Here is a 22,568-nt window from a genome sequence, read left to right as displayed (position 1 = left end):
TTAAAAATATTAAATTTTATTTTTCTGAATACTCTGCCTTTAAAGATTTTCCTTTTATTTTTTTGCCATCAAGATCTCTTATAGCTTCTTTAATCATATTTTTTGGAATTTCTACAAAAGTAAAGCTTGGCATAATGTTAATTTTTCCAATTTCCTTTGGAGATACATTTGTGTACTTATCTACAAGTCTAATTATTTCACGGGAGTCAAGATCATCTCTTTTTCCCTTGTTGATGAAAATCTTTGGTCCCTTGATTTTTTTGATTTCTTTATTTTTTTTGCCATTAGCATTTCCTTTTTTGGAATCTTTCCTATTAGATACATTCATTTCAAACTTTTTGCCAAAGTCAACTTTATCAAGCTCAGTGATTTTTCTATTTTTTGAAGACTCATTTACCATCCTTAAAAGTGATGCAGAAATGTCATAAAGACTGTAGCCCTGTGACAAAAGCTTATTTAAAACTTCAGTGTAGTCGGTGTTATCCTCAGCCTTTAAAATACTAGCACTAACCTTATTAAATAAATTTTCCATACTTTCTTTTTCAACATCGTATTTAGTTGGAAGATCTAATCTTTCCATTTTAATATTCGCATATTTTTCGATTTCTCTAAACTTTGGATAATCTTTATTAGTTACAAAAGTAAAGGAAACTCCCTTTTTTCCAGCTCTTGCAGTACGACCAATTCTGTGGACATAATACTCAGCTTGTTGTGGCAAATCGTAATTAAAAACAATGTCGATGTCAGAAACATCAAGACCACGAGCAGCAACATCTGTTGCAATTAAAATGTCTATGGTGTTATTTCTAAACTTTTTCATGACATTGTCTCTTGAAGACTGACGCATGTCGCCGTGAAGTGAATCAACCTTGTAGCCCTTTTGTGCAATTTCAACTTCCAAGCTCTCAACCATTCTCTTAGTGTTGCAGAAAATAATAGATTTTTTTGGCTTCTTGATTAATAAAAGTCTATTTAAAATTTCAGTTTTCATATTTCTATTTAATTCCAAATAGTATTGCTTAATTTTTTCTGCAGTAAGTTCTTTCTTTTCAATGATAACTTTCTTTGGATTATCTTGATATCTCTTTGAAAATTCCTTAATGTTGTTGTCAAAAGTTGCTGAGAAAAATAAAGTTTGTCTGTCACTATTTGTCTTTTCGATAATAGTTTTCATGTCATCTCTAAAACCCATGTCAAACATCTCGTCAGCTTCATCTAGTGTCAAGAATTTTAAATCATCAATCTTAATAGTTTTTCTCTTCATGTGGTCCATTATCCTGCCTGGTGTTCCCACGACAATGCTGGCACCATTTTTTAATTCTCTAAGTTGTTTTCTCATGTCTGCACCACCGTAAATGGCAACAACTTTTATAAATTTTTTATGTTTTGAAAGTTTTTTAAGTTCTTCAGAAACTTGTCTTGCCAACTCTCTCGTTGGAACAAGAACAAGAGCTTGCAAACTTTCATAATTATTATCTTCAATTTTCTCAATCATTGGAATCCCAAAGGAAGCAGTTTTTCCCGTACCAGTTTGTGCTTGTGCAAGAAGGTCATGACCCTCTAAAATTTTTGGAATAGTATTTTCTTGTACTTCCGATGGATTTTCAAAACCCATTTCTTCAATTGACTGTAAAACTTCCCTAGATAAATTTAATTCGTTAAATCTCAATATATTCTCCTAATCTTTTTTGAACAAAAAAATAGACCGAGATTCACTCGGTCCTCAAGTTCTTTCTTTAGACATTATAACACAAAAGTTTAAAAAAAGCTTGATTTTTTAAAAACAAATAATATTATCTAAAATTTTTAAATTATTTATAAAGCTTTCCCTTATATTCTAAAATTCCACCCTCAAGATTTATTACATCATAGCCTAGTTCACTAAGATAAGCTGCAACTTCATAAGATCTTCTACCACTTCTACATAATATATAAACTTCTCTATCTTTTGGAATTTTATTTAAATTATTAGGCACTGTCATCATGGGAATGTGGACTGCACCATTTATTGTTCCTGCTTCTAATAATTCACTTTCTTCTCTTACATCTATAATGTAAGGATCTTTTATTTTATCAATTTCATTTACATTTATTTCTCTCATTTTTCCCCACTTAGTTTTAAAATATTTCATTAAAAAAGACCCCTTAGGGTCCTTTTATTTAAAAATTTATTTTACTGCAATAGCTTCGATTTCAAGAAGTCCATTCTTTGGAAGATTAGCTACTTCAACGCAAGATCTTGCTGGTTTATGTTCACTAAAATATTCTGCGTAAACTTCATTTACTGCTGCAAAATCATTTACATCATCTAAGAAAATATTTACTTTAACAACTTTATCCATGCTTGAACCTGCTTCTTCTAAAATTGCCTTAATGTTGTCAAGACTTCTTGCAGTTGCCTTTTTAATATCGTCAGAAATAAGTTCTCCTGTTTCTGGAACTAATGGAAGTTGTCCTGATGTGAAAATAAATCCATTAACTTCTGTAGCTTGTGAATAAGGACCTACTGCTGCAGGTGCTTTATCAGTGTGTAGTGTTTTAACCATTAATCTTCCTCCTCAATTTTTTCATTATTTTTATTGTTTTCGTTATCTTCCCACAATCTTTCGAGGTTATAATATTCTCTCTCATCCTTGTGGAATACATGTACTATTATATCACCAAAATCTAAAATTATCCATCTGCTAGAATTTTTGCCTTCAGTGTTAATTGGCTCTTCACCTTCATCTGATAATTTTTCGTCTATTTCTCTAGCAAGGGCATCTACTTGTGCTGATGAGTTACCACTTACGATTACAAAATAATCTGCTATAGAAGTCATGCCTCCTATATCTAAGACTTTTGTATCGATTCCTTTTTTTGATTCACAAGATTTTAAAATAATATCTAACTTTTCTTCTACTGTCATGTTGCCTCCTATTTAAAATTATATTCTAAAAGCATTACTTTTATTTTTTTCTCATTTGGCACGAAATAAGAAACTCCACCCATATATTTTGGGCTGCCTGGAAGTGTATTTGTTGTAATGTCTTCTGTATTTATTCCTCGCATATTTGCTGCAACTTTAACTAATTTTTTTACTGGAATATTATTTTCTGAGTAATTTATATAAGAACCTAGAAGAAGGGGAGCTTTTATAAGGGTCTTTGGCTCCTTCATCTTGGATAAAAGTGCCGACATAAATTGTTGCTGTGCTTTTACTCTTCCAAGGTCTGCGTCTTTATAGCCCTTTCTAAATCTCAAAAATCCAATTGCATCATATCCCTTTAAAGTTTGTCTGCCCTCTTTTATATCAATTTTTAGAGGTGGATCTGCTGTTGGATCTTCATATTTCATATCAAGTGGAACATCAACTGTTACTCCGCCAATTTTATTTACTACATCTTCTACAAATCTATAATCTACTGTAACATAATATTTTATATCTGTGCCAAGAAGATTATTTACTGTGTCAAGAGTAAGTTCGCTTCCTCCATATTTAAAGGAGTGATTGATTTTTGTCTTCTTATAACCCTTGATTTTTGTGTAAGTATCTCTTGGAATTGAAATTATATTTACCTTCTTGCTCTTGCCATCTACATTTACTATCATAATTGTATCTGACCTTGCATTATCTGCTTTTTTTGAATCTAGAGAGTCAACTCCAAGCATTAAAAATTGAAGATTTTCTCCAGCCTCATCAGTCTTACCCTCATCTTCATTTCCTAAGAAATAAAAGTATCCTGCTACAGCAGCTAGTGCCAATAATAAAACCACTACAATTGTTGTGATAAAAGCTTTAAAAAAAGTTTTCAAGTATCCATCTCCTTATAAAAATTTCTAGCAATAATTGTCTCTAGGACAATATAAGAGTCACGCTCAACTAAAAATTTTAGAGTGTTATTTAGTGCGAAATACATGGCAGCGTCTAAGTCTTTATTTGCAAGTTCCCTTGCCTTTTCTACGCCGTCAAAATTTCTCATAGGTTCAATATAGTCTGCCAAGAAAATTATTTTTTCAAGATCAGACATATTGGCTCTGCCAGTTGTGTGATAAGTAATGGCATTTAAAATATCCTCATCATCTATTCCATAAAATTCTCTTGCAAAGAGAGCTCCAAGGTAAGAGTGTATAATTTGCGGAGCTTTCAGCATGTCCTTTGTTAGGAGGAGTTTATTTTCCTTAGCTGTTTTAATGAGCTCTTCTTTATCTCTTATTTTTGCACAGTCGTGTAAGAAGCCAGCAACTTCTGCCTTTTCCTCATCAACATCGTGAATCTTTGCCAACTTTATGGCTGTATCTTTTACCCTTATGGTGTGAAGAAATCTCTTTTCGCCAATTCTCTCGCGAATTTCTTTCTCATACTTTTTTAAATCATAGGTCATCTTTGTAAAACCCGCTTTCCTTAATATAATTCACAACTTCTTCAGGAATTAAATATCTAACAGATTTTTCTTCTTTAATTCTATCTCTAAGTTCTGTTGAAGAAATTTCATAGAGGGGAGTGTGGATAATTTCAACTTTAGTGCCATAATTTTCACGCAAAAATTTTAACTCTCTATTTATTTCTTCGATATCAATATATTTTGGTCTCAGTGCCACTACAAATTCAATTTCGCCTGAAAGTTCTTCTATTTTTTTCCAAGTTTTAAGTTGAAAAAGGGTGTCTAGACCTATTAAGAAAAATAATTTTTCATCTTTATAAATTTTTTTAAGGTCTCTTACTGTATCAACTGTGTAGGATAATTTTATTCTATTTGTCTCTATATCTGTAATTTCAAAAGTAGGGTTTGATGAAATTGCAAGCTTTACCATCTCATACCTAGCCCTTGCTGATACATCTAAATCCTTGTGAGGAGGATTGCCCGTTGGTATAAAAATAATTTTATCGAGACCTAATTCTTCCTTTAAATATTCACAAATCATGAGATGACCATAGTGAATTGGATTAAAGGTCCCCCCAAAAATTCCATATTTTTTCATTACAATTCTATTTTTTTATTTTCCTTAGATTCTCTATAAATTGTAAGTTTTTTGCCAATTTTTTGCACAAATTCTGCGCCAGTTGCACTTAAAATTTCATCTACAATTTCGTCAACTTCTACTGGTGCATTTTGCAAAACTTTAATTTTTACAATTTCATGATCTTCTAAAAGTTTATCTATTTGCTTTAAAAAGCCATCATTGATTCCATCTTTTCCAAGTTGGATAAGTGGATCCATATTATGAGCAAGACTCTTTAAATATGATCTTTCTTTTCCTGTTAACATTCTTTCTCCTATCTATTTTTTATTCAAAAAATTCAAATTCGTAGCCACCGATAAATACAGAGCATCCATCTTCTGCCCCAAGTTTTTCCAGTTTTTCAACAACCTTATTTTTTCTAAGGTTTTCTTGGAAATATTTAAGTGAATCATAATCGTCAAAATTAGTGGAGCGTAGAAGTTTGTCGATATATGGCCCTTCAACAAAGTATTCGTCATTATCTTTAAATACTTTTATGCCTTCTTCTCTTGTAACTTCTTCAACATGCTCTTCATCATAGGTCTTGTAGTCACTGTAATCTACTTCTTTTAGCTTATTATATGTTAGCTTCATTAATTTGTCCAAATTTTTTGTAGTTGCACAAGAACCTGCAATAATTTCATATTTATCGCCAAGTTCTTCTTCTAATTTTTTTAGATTTTCTTCAGCGCCTGGCATATCCATTTTGTTTGCAAAGATAATTTGCTTCTTTTCGCCTAATTTTTCATTGTATCTTACAAGTTCTTCATTGATTTTATAAAAATCTTCAACTGGATCTCTATCTTCAGAACCAGAAATATCAAGAACATGAATTAAAATTCCTGTTCTCTCTACATGTTTTAAAAATTCGTCGCCAAGACCAATTCCTTCAGATGCACCTTCTATTAAACCTGGTATATCTGCAATTACAAAGGATTCGCCTTCATCTACTTTTACAACTCCAAGGTTTGGAGAAAGTGTAGTGAAGTGATAATTTGCAATCTTTGGATTGGCAGATGTTACTATGGAAAGAAGGGTTGACTTGCCAACATTTGGAAATCCTACAAGTCCAACATCAGCAAGAAGTTTTAATTCTAAGATTACTTCTCTTTCTTCGCCAGGATTTCCTGCTTGTGCAAAGGCAGGTGCTTGTCTAGTTGAAGTTTTAAATCTTGCGTTACCAAGACCACCCTTGCCGCCCTTACATACAGTGACAGACATATTGTTTTCCTTTAAATCATAGATTACGCCCTCAGTCTTTGCATCTCTAATTAAAGTCCCAACGGGAACTTTTAGGATTATATCCTCGCCATCTTTTCCAAATTTTAATTTGTTCATGCCGTTTTGTCCATTTTCGGCTTTGTATTCTCTTTTATATCTAAAATCCATCAAGGTGTGAAGTCCAGAGTCCGTCATTACAATTACGCTTCCGCCTCTTCCACCGTCGCCTCCAGCAGGTCCACCAGCTGGTTCAAACTTTTCTCGTCTCCAAGCGACAGCGCCATCTCCACCTTTTCCGGCTTTTAATTTTATTTTTGCTATATCTATAAACATTTTTACCTCGCATTTTCTAAAATTATATCATAGAACTAACACAGAATTGTAGTGAAAACTTGAACCTTATGTCAAATATGTAAAATCTTGGTGAAATTTTAGATTTTACAAAGAAATAAAACAAAAAATAAAAGCAAGGTTTCCCTTGCTTTATCTTTATGCTAATTCAACTTTTTCTTCTTCGAAAACATTGGCGAATTTCTTTCCGCCTTTGCCCTTAGTTGTGAATCTCACAATTCCATCAGCTGTAGCAAATAAAGTGTCATCTGAACCCTTCATAACATTTTCGCCTGGATGGATTTTTGTTCCTCTTTGTCTAACAAGAATGTTTCCTGCTAAAACAAATTGACCGTCGCCTCTTTTAACTCCAAGTCTTTTTGAGTTTGAATCACGACCGTTCTTAGAAGAACCTGCTCCCTTTTTTGAAGAAAAAAGCAATAAATCAAATTTAATCATTTTACACCTCCACAATCTTTAGTGTCAAATATTTTGGGTAAGCTTCATTAATAAGCTCTATCCCCATTATCATAAATTCAAAACAAGTTTGAATATCTTTTCTTTTAAAAATATCACTATTTAAAATTTCTATTTTCAACAATCCGTCGCCCTGCTTGTCTTTAATTTCACTTTCACTTACTCCAAGTTTATTTATCAGTGTAAAATAAAAAGTTTGTGTGAGAGTAGAAATGCTTGAGCAGACAATTTTATCAAATTCGCCCTCTGCATGACCACAAGACTTAAATCCATAGTAATAATCACCTTTTTTATAAAGGTCAATACTAGTCATTAGTTAATACCTGAAATCTCAACTAAAGTGTATGGTTGACGGTGTCCGTTTTTCTTTCTTTCGTTTTTCTTAGATTTGTATTTATAAACAACAACTTTTTTTGCTTTACCTTGTGCTAATACCTTAGCTTCAACTTTTGCACCATCAACAAATGGAGCACCAACCTTAGCATCGTCACCAGATACAAAAAGAACTTTATCAAAAGTTACCTTGTCGCCTTCTTTAACATCTAATTTTTCAACTTTAATTTTGTCACCAGCTTCAACAATATATTGTTTTCCGCCTGTTTCAATAATTGCGTACATTGTAGCACCTCCTCATTACAAGACTCGCCATTATAGGCACTATGTTTAAAACCTACTCTGTGCGGTTACATCAATGTATTTTATCACATAGCTTTTTCTTTGTAAAGAAATTATTTGCTATTTTTAGACAAATACTCATAAAAAATAAGCAGGCTTTCACCTGCTTAGATTTTATCTTTATTTAATAAGATTTTCAACTGAAAATTTTAAAACTAGTCAGTTATTGTCTTATTTTTGATTTCTTCTTTAAGTTGTGCGATAAATTCATCTACATCAACATCAGCTACTTCTTCACCATTTCTCTTTCTAACAGAAAGTTTTCCTGATGTTTCTTCTTTTTCTCCAATTACTAGCATGTAGTTAATCTTCTTAACTTGTGCTTCTCTAATTTTGTAGCCAACTTTTTCTGCACGACCATCAAGATGAACTCTAAGTCCTTCAGCGTGAAGTTTGTCTGCAATTTTTTCTGCATAATCTTTAAATTTGTCAGATACAGGAATAACTTCAACTTGAACTGGAGATAACCATAGTGGGAATTTACCTGCAAAGTGTTCGATTAGGATACCCATAAATCTTTCAACTGAACCAAGTAGGGCTCTGTGAAGCATTACTGGTCTCTTTCTTTCTCCATCTTCATCAACATAAGTTAAATCAAAGTTTTCTGGAAGTTGGAAGTCAAGTTGAATTGTACCACATTGCCAAGTTCTTCCAATGGCATCTTCAAGGTGGAAGTCAATCTTAGGACCATAGAAAGCTCCGTCGCCTTCATTAATTGTGTATGGTAAATTCTTTTCTTCTAGGGCTTCTTTTAGGCTCTTTTCTGCAAGATTCCATGCTTCAAGGTCTCCCATGTAGTCATCTGGTCTTGTAGAAAGTTCAATTGAATATTTAAAACCAAAAGTAGAATATAGATAATCAGCTAAATCAATCATCTTAAATACTTCGTCTTTTACTTGTGAGAATAAGCAATAAACATGGGCATCATCTTGAGTAAATGTTCTTACTCTAAATAGTCCGTGTAGAGCTCCAGAAAGTTCGTGTCTGTGAACAACACCATATTCTGCAAGTCTAATTGGAAGGTCTCTATAAGAATGATTGTTTGAATTGTAAACTAAAATTGAGCCTGGGCAGTTCATTGGCTTAACTGCATAATCTCCATCGTCAATTTTTGTGAAATACATATTGTCTTTATAGTGATCCCAGTGTCCTGATCTGTGCCATAGGTCTTCGTTTAAGATAATTGGAGTTAAAATTTCTCCATAACCATTTTCTTCAAGAACTCCTCTCCACCAGTTAAGTAGAGTGTTTCTCAAAATCATTCCATTTGGATGGAAGAATGGGAAGCCAGGTCCTTCTTCGTGCATGCTAAATAGGTCAAGTTCTTTACCTAATTTTCTGTGGTCTCTCTTTTCAGCTTCTTCACGTCTTTCAATGTATTCATCTAATTGTTTTTGTTTTTCAAAAGCAATACCATAAATTCTTTGAAGCATTTTGTTATTAGAATCGCCTCTCCAATAAGCACCAGCTATTGAAAGAAGTTTTATTGCCTTAATTTTTTTAGTTGATAGAAGATGAGGTCCCTTGCAAAGGTCAGTGAAGTCGCCAATTTTATACATTGTGATCTTTTCATCTTCTGGAAGGTCTTCAATTAATTCAACCTTATAATCTTGATTTTGCTCCTTGAAATATTCAAGAGCTTCTTCTCTTGAAACTTCAATTTTTTCTACTGAAAGATCTTTTTTAGCAAGTTCCTTCATTTTATCTTCAATTGCCTTTAAATCTTCATCTACAAATCTGTGTTCAAGGTCAAGATCATAATAAAATCCTGTATCAGTTGAAGGTCCTATTGCAAATTTTGTTTCTGGATAAAGTTCCTTAATTGCATAAGCCATTAAATGAGATGCAGTGTGCCATAAAATTTTCTTTCCTTCCATGTCTTCAAATTTTACAACTTTAAAATCGCTATCTTCATAAACTTCATCATCAAGTCCTAAAATTTCTCCATTTACTACAGCTCCAAGAGAATCTCTTAAAAGGCCTTGAGATATGTCTCCAGTAACTTTAGATACCTTTACTCCGCTTTCATATTCTTTTTTTGAACCGTCTGGTAATTTAATAATCATTATATCCTCCTAAAATTAAAAAATAAAATAAAAAAAGCCACCATCCCAAAGGACGATGACCGTGGTTCCACCTTAATTAAACTCAAGGGATTTAACGCATCCATACGCCATAGTTTGCTATGGGGCTCCAAGTTAGTTTTCAAAAATATAAAATTGGAAATTTTCAGCTGCCATTTCCTCTCTAAGAATTTTATATAATTTACTCTTCTTATCAAAGCCATTTTTAAAATTGCTCTTATATTAACACAAAGTTTTTAAAAATTCAAGAGTCGAGAGAATTTATCTCTCAACTTGCTAATATTTATTACCCTGTGAAAAATTTTTAAAACAAATTTTTTTATCTTTGATATAATTTATGAAGAAAAATTAATTGGAGGCAAGCATGAAAAACAAGTTAAAATATTTTATAATTTTTATCATAATAATAGCATCAATGCCAATTCTTCCTGTCCTTGAAGAAAGTTTTTATGGATTTTTTGCCTTTATAAATTTTTATGGGCTCAGCTCCTTCGTATTGCCCCTTTTAATTTCTTTGCCCTTAATTTATAAAAATAGAAGTTTTTATTTTTTCTATTTTTTACTTATTCCAATCCTCTACAATAACTTCTTTATATTATATTTTTTCAATCTTGTGGACTACTCCTTCACTTCAATTATATTTTTTGTCCTTGGTTTGGTCTTGTCTCTTTACTTATTAAGGGGCAATAAAAAAACTCCTAAATAGGAGTTTAAATTATTTTATATAATAATCATTTGAGGAGATGTAAAAGTAAAATGAACTACAAAACTCAAATTAAAATGTTCAAACACCTAATTCCTATTGGCGAGAAAAATTCAAAAGAGCTTATAAGTTATCTCAAAAATAAATTTGACCTTGTTGAAATTGATTTCTCAGAATTACCTTCCTATAAGAGGAATATGCTTAGTGAAAATGCAAAATATTATGTAGGAAATGTTAAGTTAAATGTTGAGATAAAAGACATGTCCTTTCATCTCTTTAAAATTATAGAAAATGAAAAAAGTATAGAGTATGTGGATCCTCGTGAAGCAGAATATGGTAATTTTCTTTTTTTATACTTGAAGAAAAGACTAAATATATGTATACAAATAGTGGTAAACTTCTAATAGAGATGACTTATGTTTCTGGTGTCTCTGAGGAATCTTACCTTGAAGAAGATGATGTATTTAAAGATTTGCTTTCTAAGTTAATGTTTGATTATATCGATTTCAATAAGTTTTTATATAAAAAAATTCTTAACAAAAAAATAAATAGATAGTATATGTTTATAAATATCCTAATAATTATATTAGAAATAAAAGATGGTATTAAAGAAGGGAATTAACCCTTCTACATACCATCTTTTATATTTGTCACTTTTACAAAGGTCTTAAATAAAATAAATAGAACCAAAATCTTCTATTGGGTATTTGGACAAAATTTCAATTTCATAATCATATTTCTTAATAATTTTTAAAATTTCTTCATAAGATGAGTGGTGTGATAAATCTCCTGTGAAGAATATTTTTTTCCCATAGACTCCACTTGCCCCGCCAATAAAACCATAATTAAAATTCTGAAGTCTTATCTCTCCATGCTTTATTTTATAAATTGGAATAAAATCCTTTAGGCTTTCATAAATTCCTCCGTCGCTTGTTATGACAAAATCATCTGTCACAAGTGAGGAGCACTTGGTGTAGCCCTGCTTAATGTCTATCATATGGTAGCCAGAATTTTTGTAGTAATCTAAGAGAACTTTATCGGTGTATTTTAAGTTGTGAATGAAATAATTTTTAAAAGTGAAGGCATTTAGGGGCACATCTTTTGGATACTCTTTTGACAAAATCGAGTGAGAGGGAAGAATCTTTTTGTCTGGAAAAAGATTTTTGTAGTATTCAAAATTATCCCTATCGACTACAAGCTCTCCACTGGGAAGTGGATGGACTAATATATCTGTGTGAGTGTCAAGACCCTTTAAAATATTTTTATTGGCACGAGTCCTCACTACTTCTCCATAGGCTTTTAATTTTTCGCAAAACTCTTCTGGTAAATTTTCTGCCACTAATATATAAGTCATTTCATCATCTCGTAAATTATAATTGATGCTGCAACATTGGCATTAAGGGAATCCACATTTTGAGAAATTGGAATATTTAAAAAATTCTTGGCATGAGACATTAAAAAGTCGGAAACCCCCTTAGCTTCGTTGCCAATTACAACAATGTCCTTGTCCTTAAATTTATAGTCCCTAGTGGATCTTGAGTTATCCAGTGAAGTTGCAATAATATTAAAGTCTAAATTCACCAAATCCTCTCGACTCATAAAATAAATTGGGACCCTAAAAATTGATGACATGGAAGACCTAACTGTCTTAGGATTGTATAAATCGCAGGAGTTTGGCGAAATAATTAGACCGTCAAGACCAAAAGCATCAGCAGATCTTATCATTCCCCCAAGATTTCCCGGCTCTCTAATGTCATCTAGGTACAAAAATTTTCCAGACTCTTCATGAAATTCTCTGTGAACTTCACTGTAGTAGGCGATTATGCCAGGTGAAGTCACTGCGTCGCAAAGATTTTTGAAAATATTGTCTGAAAAAATAAATAAATCTTCTTCCTTAACTCTTTTCCTTATGTCAGGAAATTTATTTTCCTTAAAGGAAGACTCACTTATAGCAATATATTTTGGTCTAAAGTCCCTTGTCTCTTCAATTACAAGGGGTTTTTCCACCATAAAAAGCCCATGCTCTTGTCTATATTTTTTCTCTTTTAAAGATTTTAAAAATTTATATGTAATATTATTTTTACTTGTAATTATCATTTTGCTCCTCGCCTTAAAGAAAAAAGCCCCGAAGGGCTCTTCACTTTTATCTTATTTAAAATTACTTTTGTCTTTTAAATACTCTTTGACATCAATTACTTCTCCATTTTCCATAATTATTTTAAAGGAGTAGTCATAGACATAAGCTGCAGAAAGTCCTATAAGTGATGCAGGAAGTGCCAAAATCATTCCTATTGCAGATGTGGTTAGGGAAAGAGATAGAACTGTTTCATTATCTTTTTCCACTACAAGTCTCCTTGCATTGCCCTTTCTCCAAATTTCTTTTATTGCATCAACAATTTCATCAAGATAATTTATAACTTCGTCAACATATTCTCTGCCAGTTTTATTTTCACGATTTTCGTAGGATTCTTTTTCTTCTTCATTTTCGAAAACTTTTGAAGCTTCAGCGCTCTCGTCATATTTTCCTTCACTTATGAATTTTATAGCTTCATCAACATCGCCGTCACTATCTAAAAGAGCCTTTCTGACAATATCATAGGATGCTCCAGTAGCATTTATAACGTAATCAATTTTTGTCATATTAATCATAATATCACCTCGTTATTATACTTACCCAATAAAAATATTTTAAAAATTATTTTTTTGCAGCTTGGTTTTCTACTTTTGCATTAGAGTTTGTTGAAGAAGAATCTTGTCCTTCTTGGCCTTCAGCTTGTGGAACTTGGTAAACTGCATCCTTTTCTTCATCAACTATAGAGAAGAAAGTTCTGCCTGGATAAAATTTAACTTCTGTTCCGTCAGGATACTTTAAGATAGTCCTTGCATCTTCATTTGCCTTTTCCCAAGTTATTGGAGCAAGCTTTCCCTTTTGAAGAAGAAGTCCTGAGCCGCTGCCTATATTTGCCATCTTTAATGTGCCCTTAGGCCCTGCTACAACTCCCTTTTGGAAGAGAACTACTAAATTATCTGTGTTAAACTCTTCGCCTGTTGCTTCGTCAATTACAGGTTTATCTTGGCGGATGTACTTATATTTTCCACTTGCTTCATCATAGATAAATTTTGTCTTATAATTTTTGTTGAAATTTAAAGTTATTTCTTTTACATCTATTCCTTCTATTTCTGCTATCTTGTCATAAAAATTTAGTGAAACTGTGTTGTCATTTACATCGACACCCTTTTTCTCAACTAAATAATTTTCAAGTTCAGGAAGGGAAATATATCCATTGTGAGGTGCACGCTTGCCAACATTTTTATTTCTGTGGAAGACTATTCCTTCAAGGGCAATGCCATCAAGGTCAACAACATTTCTATTTCTAACTTCAGCAAGTCCTGCTTCAGATCCGCCCCAGTGAGCATAAATTGCATTGTATTCCTTGGCAGTTTGCACAAAGTAAGGCCTTGCAGAACGAACTGGTCCCACATTTTCTGGAAAATTGCTTTGGAAAAGCGCCATGTATCTTGTGAACTCGCCTTCAACTCTGTACTCATAAATTATGTCAGCCTTAGAAATTTGTGCTTGAGGTCTTGCATCATCATGGTTGTCAAGCATTACTGCAAAGATTTTTTTCTTAGCTTGATCTTCATTTTCTCTTTCCTCATGAGTAAGTGGTGTGTAATAAACTATTTTTTCCGGTTCTTTTTTTACTTCTTCCTTTGGTGCATTTGCTGTCTTTGTGTCTTTGTTGCAGGCAATAAGTGAAGTCGCCACTAAAGTCATAAGTAAAAGTTTTTTTAATTTTTTCATTGTCTCTCCTCTTTCTGATTTCTTTTATGTATTAACTTAATTGTAGATTATAAAGGTCAATATGTAAACAAAGTATTATTTAAAATATTTTTCTCGTGATAAAATAAAAAAGGTGATGGTTTGATGAATAAACATATTGTAGCTATAAAAATAATTGTCTATTTTACTGCTTTGTTTGGATACTTTTTAACTAAATACACAAAAATAGTTAAGGATGAAAAACTAAGAGGCAGGCTGTCTTATATCTTTAACCTTATAGCTTGGCTAATGCTTTTATATGAAATATACTTAAAAAAATTTTTATAAATTTTGCAAAAAAAATAAGGGCAACTGCCCTTATTAATTTGCTTCTGTAAATCTTTTAATATCCTTATCGGAACCTAAAACTGTTAAGATGTCCTCTTCTTTTATCTTAAAAGAAGCAAGAGGGTTTACAAAATTTTCCCCAGCTCTCTTAACCATTAAAACATTGAAATTATATTCTTCTCTAAGTTTTAAATCCTTTAATTCTTTTCCATTCATCTTAGGAATGGCAGTAAAATCATAAATAGTATAACCCTTAGAAATTTCATTGGCATCTAGTAAATAATCATTGGATAAATTATTTGCAAGTCTAAATCCCATGTCTCTTTCAGGGAAAATAATTTTATCTGCCCCACATTTTAGCAAAATTTTTCCAAACTTATAATTAGGTGCCTTGGCAATAACTTTTTCGATTCCCGCTTCTTTTGATGCAAGGACTGCCATGACGGCAGCTTCAAGATTTTCTCCAATTGCAATTACTGCAACGTCAAAATTTTTTAGTGCAAGTTCAGTCATTGACTTTTCATCTTCAAGGTCACAAATAATTGCTTCAGTAACATTTTCTGAAATGGCATCAATTTTTTCTTCGTCACAATCTACAATTACAACATCATTTTTTAAATCATATAATCTTGTGGCAACAGTAGATCCAAATCTACCACAGCCAAATACAATAAATGTCTTCATATTTACCCCACTATAATTTTTCCTTCTGAATATCTAGTATGTTTCTTTCTATGTGTATCTAAAATACTTACCCCTAAAGTCGCTGCTCCAACTCTTCCAAGATACATTAATACGATTAAAATAATCTTAGAAAGAGAACTTAAATTAGCAGTAATTCCTCTACTTACTCCAACTGTTCCAAAGGCTGAAACAATTTCATATAAAATATCCAAGTATAAAAATTTACCTTGCTCAATAAGTGTAATCCAAAGAGATGAAAATATTACTAAGAAAGATCCCAAGGTAAAAATACAAAGAGATTTTATAAGTGTTTCATAAGAAATTGACTTGTGAAATATTTCTATCTCCTTATTTCCTCTTAAAACTGAAATTGTTGAGGACAATAAAACTCCAAATGTTGTAGTTTTAATTCCTCCACCAGTTGATGCAGGAGATGCCCCAATAAACATTAACATTATAGTTACAATCACAGAACCCTCTTGCATCTTTCCTATGTCGATTGTATTAAAGCCTGCAGTTCTTGCTGTTACAGACATAAAGAAGGAAGATAAAACTTTTCCATATAGAGACAAACCTGCCATAGCTGGACTCTTGTATTCAATTAAGAAAAAAGCAAGAGTGCCCACTAAAAGTAGCATTGCCGTAAAGGAAATAACAACCTTTGAGTGAAGACTTAAATTCTTAAATCTTCTCTTTCTGTAGATGTCAATAAAAACTGTGAAACCTAAACCGCCAAAAATTATTAAAAGTGAAATTGTCATGTTGACAGTAAAGTCAGACACATAATCCGTTAGAGAATTTCCTATGATGTCAAAGCCTGCATTACAAAAGGCAGAAATTGAATGAAATATAGAAAATAAAATTCCCCTTTCAAGTCCAAAATCTGGAATAAATTTTGTTGCAAGTAAAATTGCACCTACAAGTTCAACTGCTAAAGAAAATTTAATAATATAAATTACAAGTCTAATTATCCCCTTGCTGGTATCGGCATTTGTCTGTTCCTTTATAATTCTTCTCTCAGTAATTCCAATTCTTTTATTTAAAACCATGGCAATAAGTGATAAGAACACCATTGTGCCAAGCCCGCCAATTTGTATTAAAATAATTATTACAACTTTTCCAAAGACAGTCCACTGAGTTGCCGTATTGGCAACAATAAGTCCCGTCACACAAGATGCCGAAGTCGATGTGAAGAATGCATTTAAAAATCCAATTCTCTCACCATTTGCACTTGCTATTGGAAGGTCAAGTAAAATTGCACCGAACAATATCAGGGCAAAAAAAGATAGGCATACTATAAGAGGTGGATTCTTTTTTAATTTTCTAATCATAATACCCTCGTAAATATTTTTATATATCCATTATACAAAAAAAGCTCCCTAAAGGGAGCATTAAATTAATTTCCTTTTGCGATTTCAACTAATTTAGCAAAACCTGCTGGGTCGTTAATAGCCATTTCAGAAAGCATCTTTCTGTTAATATTAACATTAGCTTTCTTAAGACCACTAATAAATTTAGAATAGCTCATGCCATTAATTCTTGCAGCAGCATTAATTCTTGTAATCCAAAGTTTTCTAAAATCTCTTTTTCTTTGTTTTCTACCAATATATGAATAGTTTAGAGATTTCATAACAGCTTGGTTTGCAGTTCTAAATAATTTTGATTTAGCACCAAAATATCCCTTAGCTTGCTTTAGGATATTATTATGTCTTTTTTTAGCGTTAACGCCTCTTTTTACTCTAGCCATCTTTACCTCCTATTAAGGGATCATGTGATCAATTCTCTTTTGATCACCTTTAGAAACTAAACTGCCCTTTCTAAGTTTTCTTAGTCTTTTAGCAGTTTTCTTACCAGTTAAATGTCCTTTATAAGCATAAAATCTTCTAAGCTTTCCGGAACCAGTTCTCTTAAACCTCTTTGCGGAAGCTCTGTGAGTTTTCATTTTTGCCATAAAAATCCTCCTTAATTATCAGACTTATCTTTGTCTTTTCTCTCTGAAAGGAACATCACAAGACTTCTTCCTTCCATTTTAGGTTTTTTGTCCACAACTCCATACTCAGAAACTAAATCATAAAACTTATCGAGAACTTCTCGTCCAAGATCAGTGTGACCCATTTCTCTACCTCTAAATCTAACTGAAACCTTAATTCTATCACCATTTTTTAAGAAATCAATAGCTCTATTGGCTTTAGTGTTCAAGTCATGATCTTCAATATTTGGAGTAAATCTAAGTTCCTTAATATTGATTACCTTTTGTTTTTTTCTAGCTTCTTTTTCTTTTTTCTCTTGTTCGTATCTGTATTTACCATAGTCCATTATACGACAAACTGGTGGTTTTGCATTTGGCGCAACATTTACTAAGTCCAGTTTTTTAGATATTGCCAAGTCAATGGCTTGCATCCTAGGAACAAGTCCTAATTGGTTGCCTTCATCATCTACTAATCTGACTTCTTTTTCCCTTATTTCTTCATTAATTTGAAGTTCTTTAATTTCTAAGCACCTCCGTAAATTAAAAAAGCAGGCACCAAAAGATGCCCGCAAATTCATCATAATTTTAAAACAACCTAAATGACCTCGTCATCAGGTGAGAAGCGGACTTCTTCTTTAATAACAAAAGTTATGATAACACATAGTTTTTATCTTGTCAAATATTTTTTATACTAAAGATTTAATTTTTTGGTATAAAAGATCAATTGCAACTTCATTTTCGCCGCCTTCAGGAATAATTATATCGGCATACCTCTTTGAAGGCTCAACAAATTGAAGGTGAGATGGTCTTACTGTTGCCATATACTGATCAATTACAGAATCAAGCGACCTTCCTCTCTCATGCATATCTCTTTTAATTCTCCTAATTATTCTAACATCGGCATCTGTATCTACAAAGACTTTTATATCCATAATGTCAATTAAATTTACCTCGTTAAAAATTAAAATTCCTTCCAAAATTATAATTGGCTTTGGAAATACTTTTTCCTTTTCCTTTTTTCTGTTGTGAAGGGAAAAGTCATAAATTGGCTTTTCAATTTCCCTTCCTTCCTTTAACATCTTTAAATGCTCAAATAAGAGGTCGTTGTCAAAGGCAAGAGGATGGTCATAATTAGTCTTAACTCTCTCTTCAAAGGCAAGATTTGACTGGTCCTTGTAATAAGAATCCTGTTCAATGACAGACACATTATCTTTTCCAATAAGCTCAATTAATTTTTTTGTAACAGTGCTTTTTCCACTTCCACTTCCGCCACAAATGCCAATTATACAGGCCCTATTCTTCATTTTCTCTCCTCAAAATAAATCCTTTTTTAATAGCTTTGTCTATTTTTATTTTAAATATTTGCTTTGCCTTATTTGCAACTTCAATTTCTCTATCCTTGTCATCTAACATTTTTTCGATTTTGTAGTTGAAATGTTTTATGCCAGGGCCAAAAATTTCTATTTCATCGCCAACAAAAACTCTATTTCTTTGCTCAATAGTTGCAATTTTAGAATCTTCATCATAATCAAGGACAATTCCTACAAAGTCATAACCCCTTATATAGGAGTTGTCTTCATAAACTTGTGAATTTTCATTGGCCTTACCGTAAAAGAATCCCGTTGTAAAATCTCTGTGGCTTACTTTTTTTATCTCTTCCAAAAGATAAGGGTCGTACTTATAATTTTCCTTGTCAGCGTAATATGAATCAATTGCCATTCTGTAAGATCTTATAACAGTTGCAAGATAGTATTCACTTTTTACTCTGCCTTCGATTTTTAAGCTGGCAATTCCTGCTTCAATTAAATCATCAATGTGTTCAATCATGCATAGGTCCTTGGAGTTCATAATAAAAGTGCCCTCGTCGTGCTCTTCTATTGGAAAATATTCGCCAGGTCTTTTTTCTTCAACTAAATGGTACTTATATCTGCAAGGTTGTGCACAGTCTCCCATGTTGGCATCTCTTCCAGTCATATAATTTGACAAAAGACATCTACCTGAGTAGGACATACACATGGCACCGTGAGCAAAAGTTTCAATTTCTATGGAATCTCCAACTTCTTTTATTATGTCAGAAACTTCCTTTAAACTTAATTCTCTTGCCATTACAACTCTTTCTGCCCCAAGTTTTTGCCAGAATTTTACAGTCTGGGCATTTGTTACTGAACCTTGAGTTGAAATGTGAATTGGAAAGTCTGGTGCAACTTCCTTTACCTTCATAAACATACCAGGGTCAGCAACTATTAGGGCGTCAACTCCAATATCATATAACTTCTTGATATAATCTTCCACACCTACAATATCTTTATCGTGAGGAATAATATTTAAAGTGACATGAAGGGTTTTTCCCCTCTCGTGTAAATAGTCTGCTGCCCACTTAATATCTTCAAGAGAAAAATTCTTTGATGCCTTTCTAAGGCCAAAACTTTCTCCTCCAAGATAAACTGCATCGGCACCATATTCCACTGCAGTTTTTAATTTATTAATATCACCAGCTGGTGCTAAAAGTTCAATCTTCTTCATCTTTTCTCCTAACTAATAGTACGCCATCTCCAATGGGAACCACAGAAGAAATAAATCTCTTATCTTCTGAAATATCCCTTAAAAATTTTCTTAGTCTTTTTACAATAGTTATTTTTCTTCTCTTAACTAATGAATCCTCAGCAATCATACCCTTGAATAAAACATTGTCGCAAATTATAAGTCCTTTTTCCTTTAAATTTTTTAGGGCAGCTTCAAAATATTTTTCATATTGTCCCTTGGCAGCGTCAATAAAAATTAAATCATATTTTTCATCTAAGTCAAGTAAAAAATCATAGGCATCACTTTCATGAACAGAAATAATTTTATCTAAATCAAGATCAGAAATATTTTTTCTCGCAATTTCTGCCATTTCACTTTTTAATTCAACGCTGTCGATTTTTTCTATGCACTTATTTCTCTTTGCAAAGGAAATAGATGAGTAGCCAATTGCAGTTCCCAGTTCCAGAATTTTCTTTGGCTTTTGCATTGAGATTAAAAAATTAATAAATTCTTCACTTTCCCTTTCTATTATTGGAACATGATTCTTTTCTGCATAATTGCTCATCTCTTTAAGTTTTTCATTTTCAATAGTTTTTAAATTTCTCAAATAATTTTCTATATAATCGTAATTTATATTTGACATAATCCCTCTAAAAAAGGGAACCTTATAGATTCCCTAAATATCCTAAACTTCCATAATAATTGGTAAAATCATAGGATTTCTCTTTGTGTTTTTGAAAATGTATGATCTCAAATTGTCTCGAATATCAGACTTTAATCCGTTCCAATCCTTTAAATTATCTTTGGAGTCATCTTTTAAAATCTTTCTTACAACATTCTTTGCATCTTCAATTAAATCTTCTGACTCTCTTACATAGACAAATCCTCTTGAAATAATATCAGGTCCAGATACAACTTTTCCTTCTTTTGTAATAGTTATGACAACTATAATAAGTCCATCTTCAGATAGATGTCTTCTGTCTCTTAGTACAATATTTCCGACATCGCCAACTCCAAGTCCATCAACTAAAATATTTCCTGAAGGTACATCTCCAGCTAGCTTGGCATCTTTTTGTGAAATTTCAAGGCAGTTACCATTTTCCATAATAAAGATATTTTCTTCTGGCATACCCATTTGACTTGCAATCTTAGCATGTTTCATTAAGTGTCTAACTTCGCCATGAGCAGGAATAAAATATTTTGGCTTAACTAAGCTTAAAATTAATTTTAATTCTTCTTGGCAAGCGTGACCTGAAACGTGAATTTCTGAAAGAGTTTCATAAATTACCTTTGCTCCTCTTTCAAGAAGCCTATTTATAACTTTTGTAACTGCATTTTCATTTCCAGGTATTGGTGTTGCAGATAAAATTATTGCATCATTTGGAGTAAGCTGTATTTTTCTATGTTCGCCATAAGCAATTCTAGTAAGAGCAGACATTGGCTCACCTTGTGAACCTGTTGTAATTAGAACAATTTCGCTGTCGTCATACTTATCCATATCTCTTATGTCAACAAAGGTATCTTTCTTAACCCTAAATTGTCCAAGTTTTCTTGCTGTTTCAGTTACATTTACCATGGATCTACCTGATAATACTACTTTTCTTCCATATTTTTCTGCAGAATTAATGATTTGTTGAACCCTATGCACATTTGATGCAAAAGTTGCAATAATAATTCTATTGTCTTGTAAATTTTGGAATAATCTATTAAAAGTTTCTCCAACTTTGGATTCACTCATTGTATATCCTGGTCTTAGAACATTGGTAGATTCACCGATCATTGCAAGGACACCTTTTTCTCCAATTTCAGCAATTCTAGTTAAGTTAATTGGCTTACCACTAATTGGTGTAAAGTCAACTTTAAAGTCCCCTGAGTGATAAACATAGCCAAGAGGTGTCTTTATAGCAAGGGCACAAGCATCCGGAATAGAGTGATTTACATTTATCCATTCTACTTCCATTTTTCCAAGTTTAACAACATCTCCTGCATTAACTACATGGAGTTTATCTCTTGAAAGTCTATGTTCCTTTAATTTATTTTCCAATAGTCCAATAGTAAGACCTGTTCCATAAATATCTAGGTCTAACTTTCTTAAAACATAAGGAATTGCTCCTATATGGTCTTCGTGACCATGAGTTAAAACAAGTCCTTTAATTTTATGTTTATTATTTTCTAAATAAGTTACATCTGGTATTACTACATCAATACCAAGCATTTCATCTTCTGGGAAAGTCATACCACAGTCGATAATAATAATATCATCTCTGTATTCTACAACTGTAAGATTTTTTCCAATCTCGTGAAGTCCACCCAGTGGAATTATCTTCACTTTATTAGTATTTTTCATTAATTAGCCTTCTCCTCAAATTTGTGGCGGCAGTCTTCGCAATAACCCATAAATTTTAGAGTGTGGTCAACAATCTTAAAATTCTTTTCTTTCTCTACTTTTTCTTCTAGTTCATTTAAATTGTCAATATCAATTTCTTCTACTTTTCCGCAATTTATGCAGACAAGATGATGGTGTCTATGACCTTCACTTGGAACTCTAAGCTCGTATCTTATGATATTATCATCAAATACAATTTGATCAAGTATGCCAAGTTTGTGAAATAATTGAACAGTCCTATAAATAGTTGCTATACCCATATCAGGATCTTTTTTTGCAACTAAATTATAAACTTCTTCAGTCGTCAAGTGTTTATCTTTATTGTACAAAAATATTTCATAAACCTTAGCTCTTTGTTTAGTGTATTTATAACCACTATCTTTTAAAATTCTTTTAACAGGATCAATATTTATATCCATATC

Annotated in this window: 29 protein-coding genes and 1 other annotated feature; of the genes, 2 read left to right on the top strand and 27 right to left on the bottom strand. The window is 32.2% G+C overall.

From position 1 onward, the window contains the following. Nucleotides 1–16: 16 nt before the first annotated feature. From JOD41_RS04530 to thrS, 13 genes are all read right to left on the bottom strand, one after another. The gene (locus JOD41_RS04530) at nt 17–1,669 is read right to left on the bottom strand and encodes a DEAD/DEAH box helicase (protein WP_205051764.1); all 1,653 of its coding nucleotides are present in this window, start codon (nt 1,667–1,669) and stop codon (nt 17–19) included. A 142-nt stretch (nt 1,670–1,811) separates the two neighbouring features. Continuing rightward, nucleotides 1,812–2,132: a rhodanese-like domain-containing protein gene (locus tag JOD41_RS04525; RefSeq protein WP_239541006.1), complete on the bottom strand. Its 321-nt coding sequence runs from the start codon at nt 2,130–2,132 to the stop codon at nt 1,812–1,814. Nucleotides 2,133–2,168: 36 nt separating this feature from the next. Continuing rightward, on the bottom strand, nt 2,169–2,546 hold the full coding sequence (locus JOD41_RS04520) for a RidA family protein (protein WP_205051763.1): 378 nt from the start codon (nt 2,544–2,546) through the stop codon (nt 2,169–2,171). Further along, nucleotides 2,546–2,908, bottom strand: a complete 363-nt coding sequence (gene rsfS / locus JOD41_RS04515; protein WP_156702532.1) for a ribosome silencing factor — start codon at nt 2,906–2,908, stop codon at nt 2,546–2,548. Before rsfS ends, JOD41_RS04520 begins: the two co-directional genes overlap by 1 nt. Before the next feature lie 8 nt (nt 2,909–2,916). After that, the gene (locus JOD41_RS04510; RefSeq protein ID WP_205051762.1) at nt 2,917–3,795 is read right to left on the bottom strand and encodes an LCP family protein; all 879 of its coding nucleotides are present in this window, start codon (nt 3,793–3,795) and stop codon (nt 2,917–2,919) included. After that, a complete protein-coding gene (yqeK, locus tag JOD41_RS04505) occupies nt 3,792–4,364 on the bottom strand; it encodes a bis(5'-nucleosyl)-tetraphosphatase (symmetrical) YqeK (RefSeq protein ID WP_205051761.1) in 573 nt (190 codons plus the stop codon). The genes JOD41_RS04510 and yqeK overlap by 4 nt, the downstream gene beginning before the upstream one ends. Continuing rightward, nucleotides 4,354–4,962 (bottom strand): nicotinate-nucleotide adenylyltransferase, encoded by a 609-nt coding sequence (nadD, locus tag JOD41_RS04500; protein WP_205051760.1) that lies wholly within the window; start codon nt 4,960–4,962, stop codon nt 4,354–4,356. Before nadD ends, yqeK begins: the two co-directional genes overlap by 11 nt. Then, nucleotides 4,962–5,249 (bottom strand): ribosome assembly RNA-binding protein YhbY, encoded by a 288-nt coding sequence (yhbY, locus tag JOD41_RS04495; protein ID WP_205051759.1) that lies wholly within the window; start codon nt 5,247–5,249, stop codon nt 4,962–4,964. Before yhbY ends, nadD begins: the two co-directional genes overlap by 1 nt. A gap of 19 nt (nt 5,250–5,268) precedes the next feature. Continuing rightward, nucleotides 5,269–6,537: a GTPase ObgE gene (obgE, locus tag JOD41_RS04490; RefSeq protein ID WP_205051758.1), complete on the bottom strand. Its 1,269-nt coding sequence runs from the start codon at nt 6,535–6,537 to the stop codon at nt 5,269–5,271. 156 nt (nt 6,538–6,693) lie between these two features. Then, complete coding sequence (gene rpmA, locus JOD41_RS04485) at nt 6,694–6,993, bottom strand: 50S ribosomal protein L27 (protein ID WP_156702517.1); 300 nt, start codon at nt 6,991–6,993, stop codon at nt 6,694–6,696. Between the two features lies 1 nt (nt 6,994). Then, the gene (locus JOD41_RS04480) at nt 6,995–7,324 is read right to left on the bottom strand and encodes a ribosomal-processing cysteine protease Prp (RefSeq protein ID WP_156702515.1); all 330 of its coding nucleotides are present in this window, start codon (nt 7,322–7,324) and stop codon (nt 6,995–6,997) included. Beyond that, a complete protein-coding gene (gene rplU / locus JOD41_RS04475) occupies nt 7,324–7,629 on the bottom strand; it encodes a 50S ribosomal protein L21 (protein WP_156702513.1) in 306 nt (101 codons plus the stop codon). Before rplU ends, JOD41_RS04480 begins: the two co-directional genes overlap by 1 nt. A gap of 212 nt (nt 7,630–7,841) precedes the next feature. After that, a complete protein-coding gene (gene thrS / locus JOD41_RS04470) occupies nt 7,842–9,752 on the bottom strand; it encodes a threonine--tRNA ligase (RefSeq protein ID WP_205051757.1) in 1,911 nt (636 codons plus the stop codon). Nucleotides 9,753–9,797: 45 nt separating this feature from the next. Continuing rightward, nucleotides 9,798–9,976, bottom strand: a binding site (T-box leader). Between the two features lie 550 nt (nt 9,977–10,526). On the opposite strand from thrS, the gene JOD41_RS04465 reads away from it, so the two are divergent. Further along, nucleotides 10,527–10,877 (top strand): hypothetical protein, encoded by a 351-nt coding sequence (locus tag JOD41_RS04465; protein ID WP_205051756.1) that lies wholly within the window; start codon nt 10,527–10,529, stop codon nt 10,875–10,877. A 263-nt stretch (nt 10,878–11,140) separates the two neighbouring features. On the opposite strand, the gene JOD41_RS04460 is transcribed toward JOD41_RS04465, so the two are convergent. The 4 genes from JOD41_RS04460 to JOD41_RS04445 are packed head-to-tail and all read right to left on the bottom strand — an operon-like array spanning nt 11,141 to nt 14,278. Beyond that, on the bottom strand, nt 11,141–11,827 hold the full coding sequence (locus tag JOD41_RS04460; RefSeq protein WP_205051755.1) for a DUF6873 family GME fold protein: 687 nt from the start codon (nt 11,825–11,827) through the stop codon (nt 11,141–11,143). Further along, nucleotides 11,824–12,570, bottom strand: a complete 747-nt coding sequence (locus JOD41_RS04455; RefSeq protein ID WP_205051754.1) for a TrmH family RNA methyltransferase — start codon at nt 12,568–12,570, stop codon at nt 11,824–11,826. Before JOD41_RS04455 ends, JOD41_RS04460 begins: the two co-directional genes overlap by 4 nt. Before the next feature lie 51 nt (nt 12,571–12,621). After that, nucleotides 12,622–13,122, bottom strand: a complete 501-nt coding sequence (locus tag JOD41_RS04450; protein WP_205051753.1) for a DUF4342 domain-containing protein — start codon at nt 13,120–13,122, stop codon at nt 12,622–12,624. Nucleotides 13,123–13,168: 46 nt separating this feature from the next. After that, nucleotides 13,169–14,278, bottom strand: a complete 1,110-nt coding sequence (locus tag JOD41_RS04445) for a DUF3048 domain-containing protein (RefSeq protein ID WP_205051752.1) — start codon at nt 14,276–14,278, stop codon at nt 13,169–13,171. A gap of 123 nt (nt 14,279–14,401) precedes the next feature. Between JOD41_RS04445 and JOD41_RS04440 the strand changes: the two genes are divergently transcribed. Then, entirely contained in the window at nt 14,402–14,584 is a 183-nt protein-coding gene (locus JOD41_RS04440) for a hypothetical protein (RefSeq protein WP_205051751.1), read from the top strand. A gap of 33 nt (nt 14,585–14,617) precedes the next feature. On the opposite strand, the gene JOD41_RS04435 is transcribed toward JOD41_RS04440, so the two are convergent. From JOD41_RS04435 to JOD41_RS04390, 10 genes are all read right to left on the bottom strand, one after another. Further along, nucleotides 14,618–15,268, bottom strand: a complete 651-nt coding sequence (locus JOD41_RS04435; RefSeq protein ID WP_205051750.1) for a potassium channel family protein — start codon at nt 15,266–15,268, stop codon at nt 14,618–14,620. Between the two features lie 2 nt (nt 15,269–15,270). After that, the gene (locus JOD41_RS04430) at nt 15,271–16,599 is read right to left on the bottom strand and encodes a TrkH family potassium uptake protein (protein WP_205051749.1); all 1,329 of its coding nucleotides are present in this window, start codon (nt 16,597–16,599) and stop codon (nt 15,271–15,273) included. Between the two features lie 65 nt (nt 16,600–16,664). After that, nucleotides 16,665–17,015, bottom strand: coding sequence for a 50S ribosomal protein L20 (rplT, locus tag JOD41_RS04425; RefSeq protein WP_205051748.1), 351 nt, complete (start codon nt 17,013–17,015; stop codon nt 16,665–16,667). Between the two features lie 12 nt (nt 17,016–17,027). Next, a complete protein-coding gene (gene rpmI / locus JOD41_RS04420; protein ID WP_019107680.1) occupies nt 17,028–17,219 on the bottom strand; it encodes a 50S ribosomal protein L35 in 192 nt (63 codons plus the stop codon). 11 nt (nt 17,220–17,230) lie between these two features. Next, the gene (infC, locus tag JOD41_RS04415) at nt 17,231–17,818 is read right to left on the bottom strand and encodes a translation initiation factor IF-3 (protein WP_239541005.1); all 588 of its coding nucleotides are present in this window, start codon (nt 17,816–17,818) and stop codon (nt 17,231–17,233) included. 105 nt (nt 17,819–17,923) lie between these two features. After that, nucleotides 17,924–18,541 carry a uridine kinase gene (udk, locus tag JOD41_RS04410; RefSeq protein ID WP_205051747.1) on the bottom strand — a complete coding sequence of 206 codons (618 nt, stop codon included), beginning with the start codon at nt 18,539–18,541 and terminating at the stop codon, nt 17,924–17,926. Continuing rightward, entirely contained in the window at nt 18,531–19,760 is a 1,230-nt protein-coding gene (locus JOD41_RS04405) for a peptidase U32 family protein (protein ID WP_205051746.1), read from the bottom strand. The genes udk and JOD41_RS04405 overlap by 11 nt, the downstream gene beginning before the upstream one ends. Then, entirely contained in the window at nt 19,747–20,403 is a 657-nt protein-coding gene (locus JOD41_RS04400; protein WP_205051745.1) for an O-methyltransferase, read from the bottom strand. The genes JOD41_RS04405 and JOD41_RS04400 overlap by 14 nt, the downstream gene beginning before the upstream one ends. Nucleotides 20,404–20,445: 42 nt before the next feature. Continuing rightward, complete coding sequence (locus tag JOD41_RS04395; RefSeq protein WP_205051744.1) at nt 20,446–22,107, bottom strand: ribonuclease J; 1,662 nt, start codon at nt 22,105–22,107, stop codon at nt 20,446–20,448. After that, complete coding sequence (locus tag JOD41_RS04390; protein ID WP_205051743.1) at nt 22,107–22,565, bottom strand: Fur family transcriptional regulator; 459 nt, start codon at nt 22,563–22,565, stop codon at nt 22,107–22,109. Before JOD41_RS04390 ends, JOD41_RS04395 begins: the two co-directional genes overlap by 1 nt. Nucleotides 22,566–22,568: the final 3 nt, after the last annotated feature.

Origin of the sequence: Peptoniphilus gorbachii (genome assembly GCF_016908115.1) — a bacterium.
In the GTDB taxonomy this organism is placed as follows: domain Bacteria; phylum Bacillota; class Clostridia; order Tissierellales; family Peptoniphilaceae; genus Peptoniphilus_A; species Peptoniphilus_A gorbachii.
This window is presented reverse-complemented; position numbering and strand designations above follow the sequence as displayed.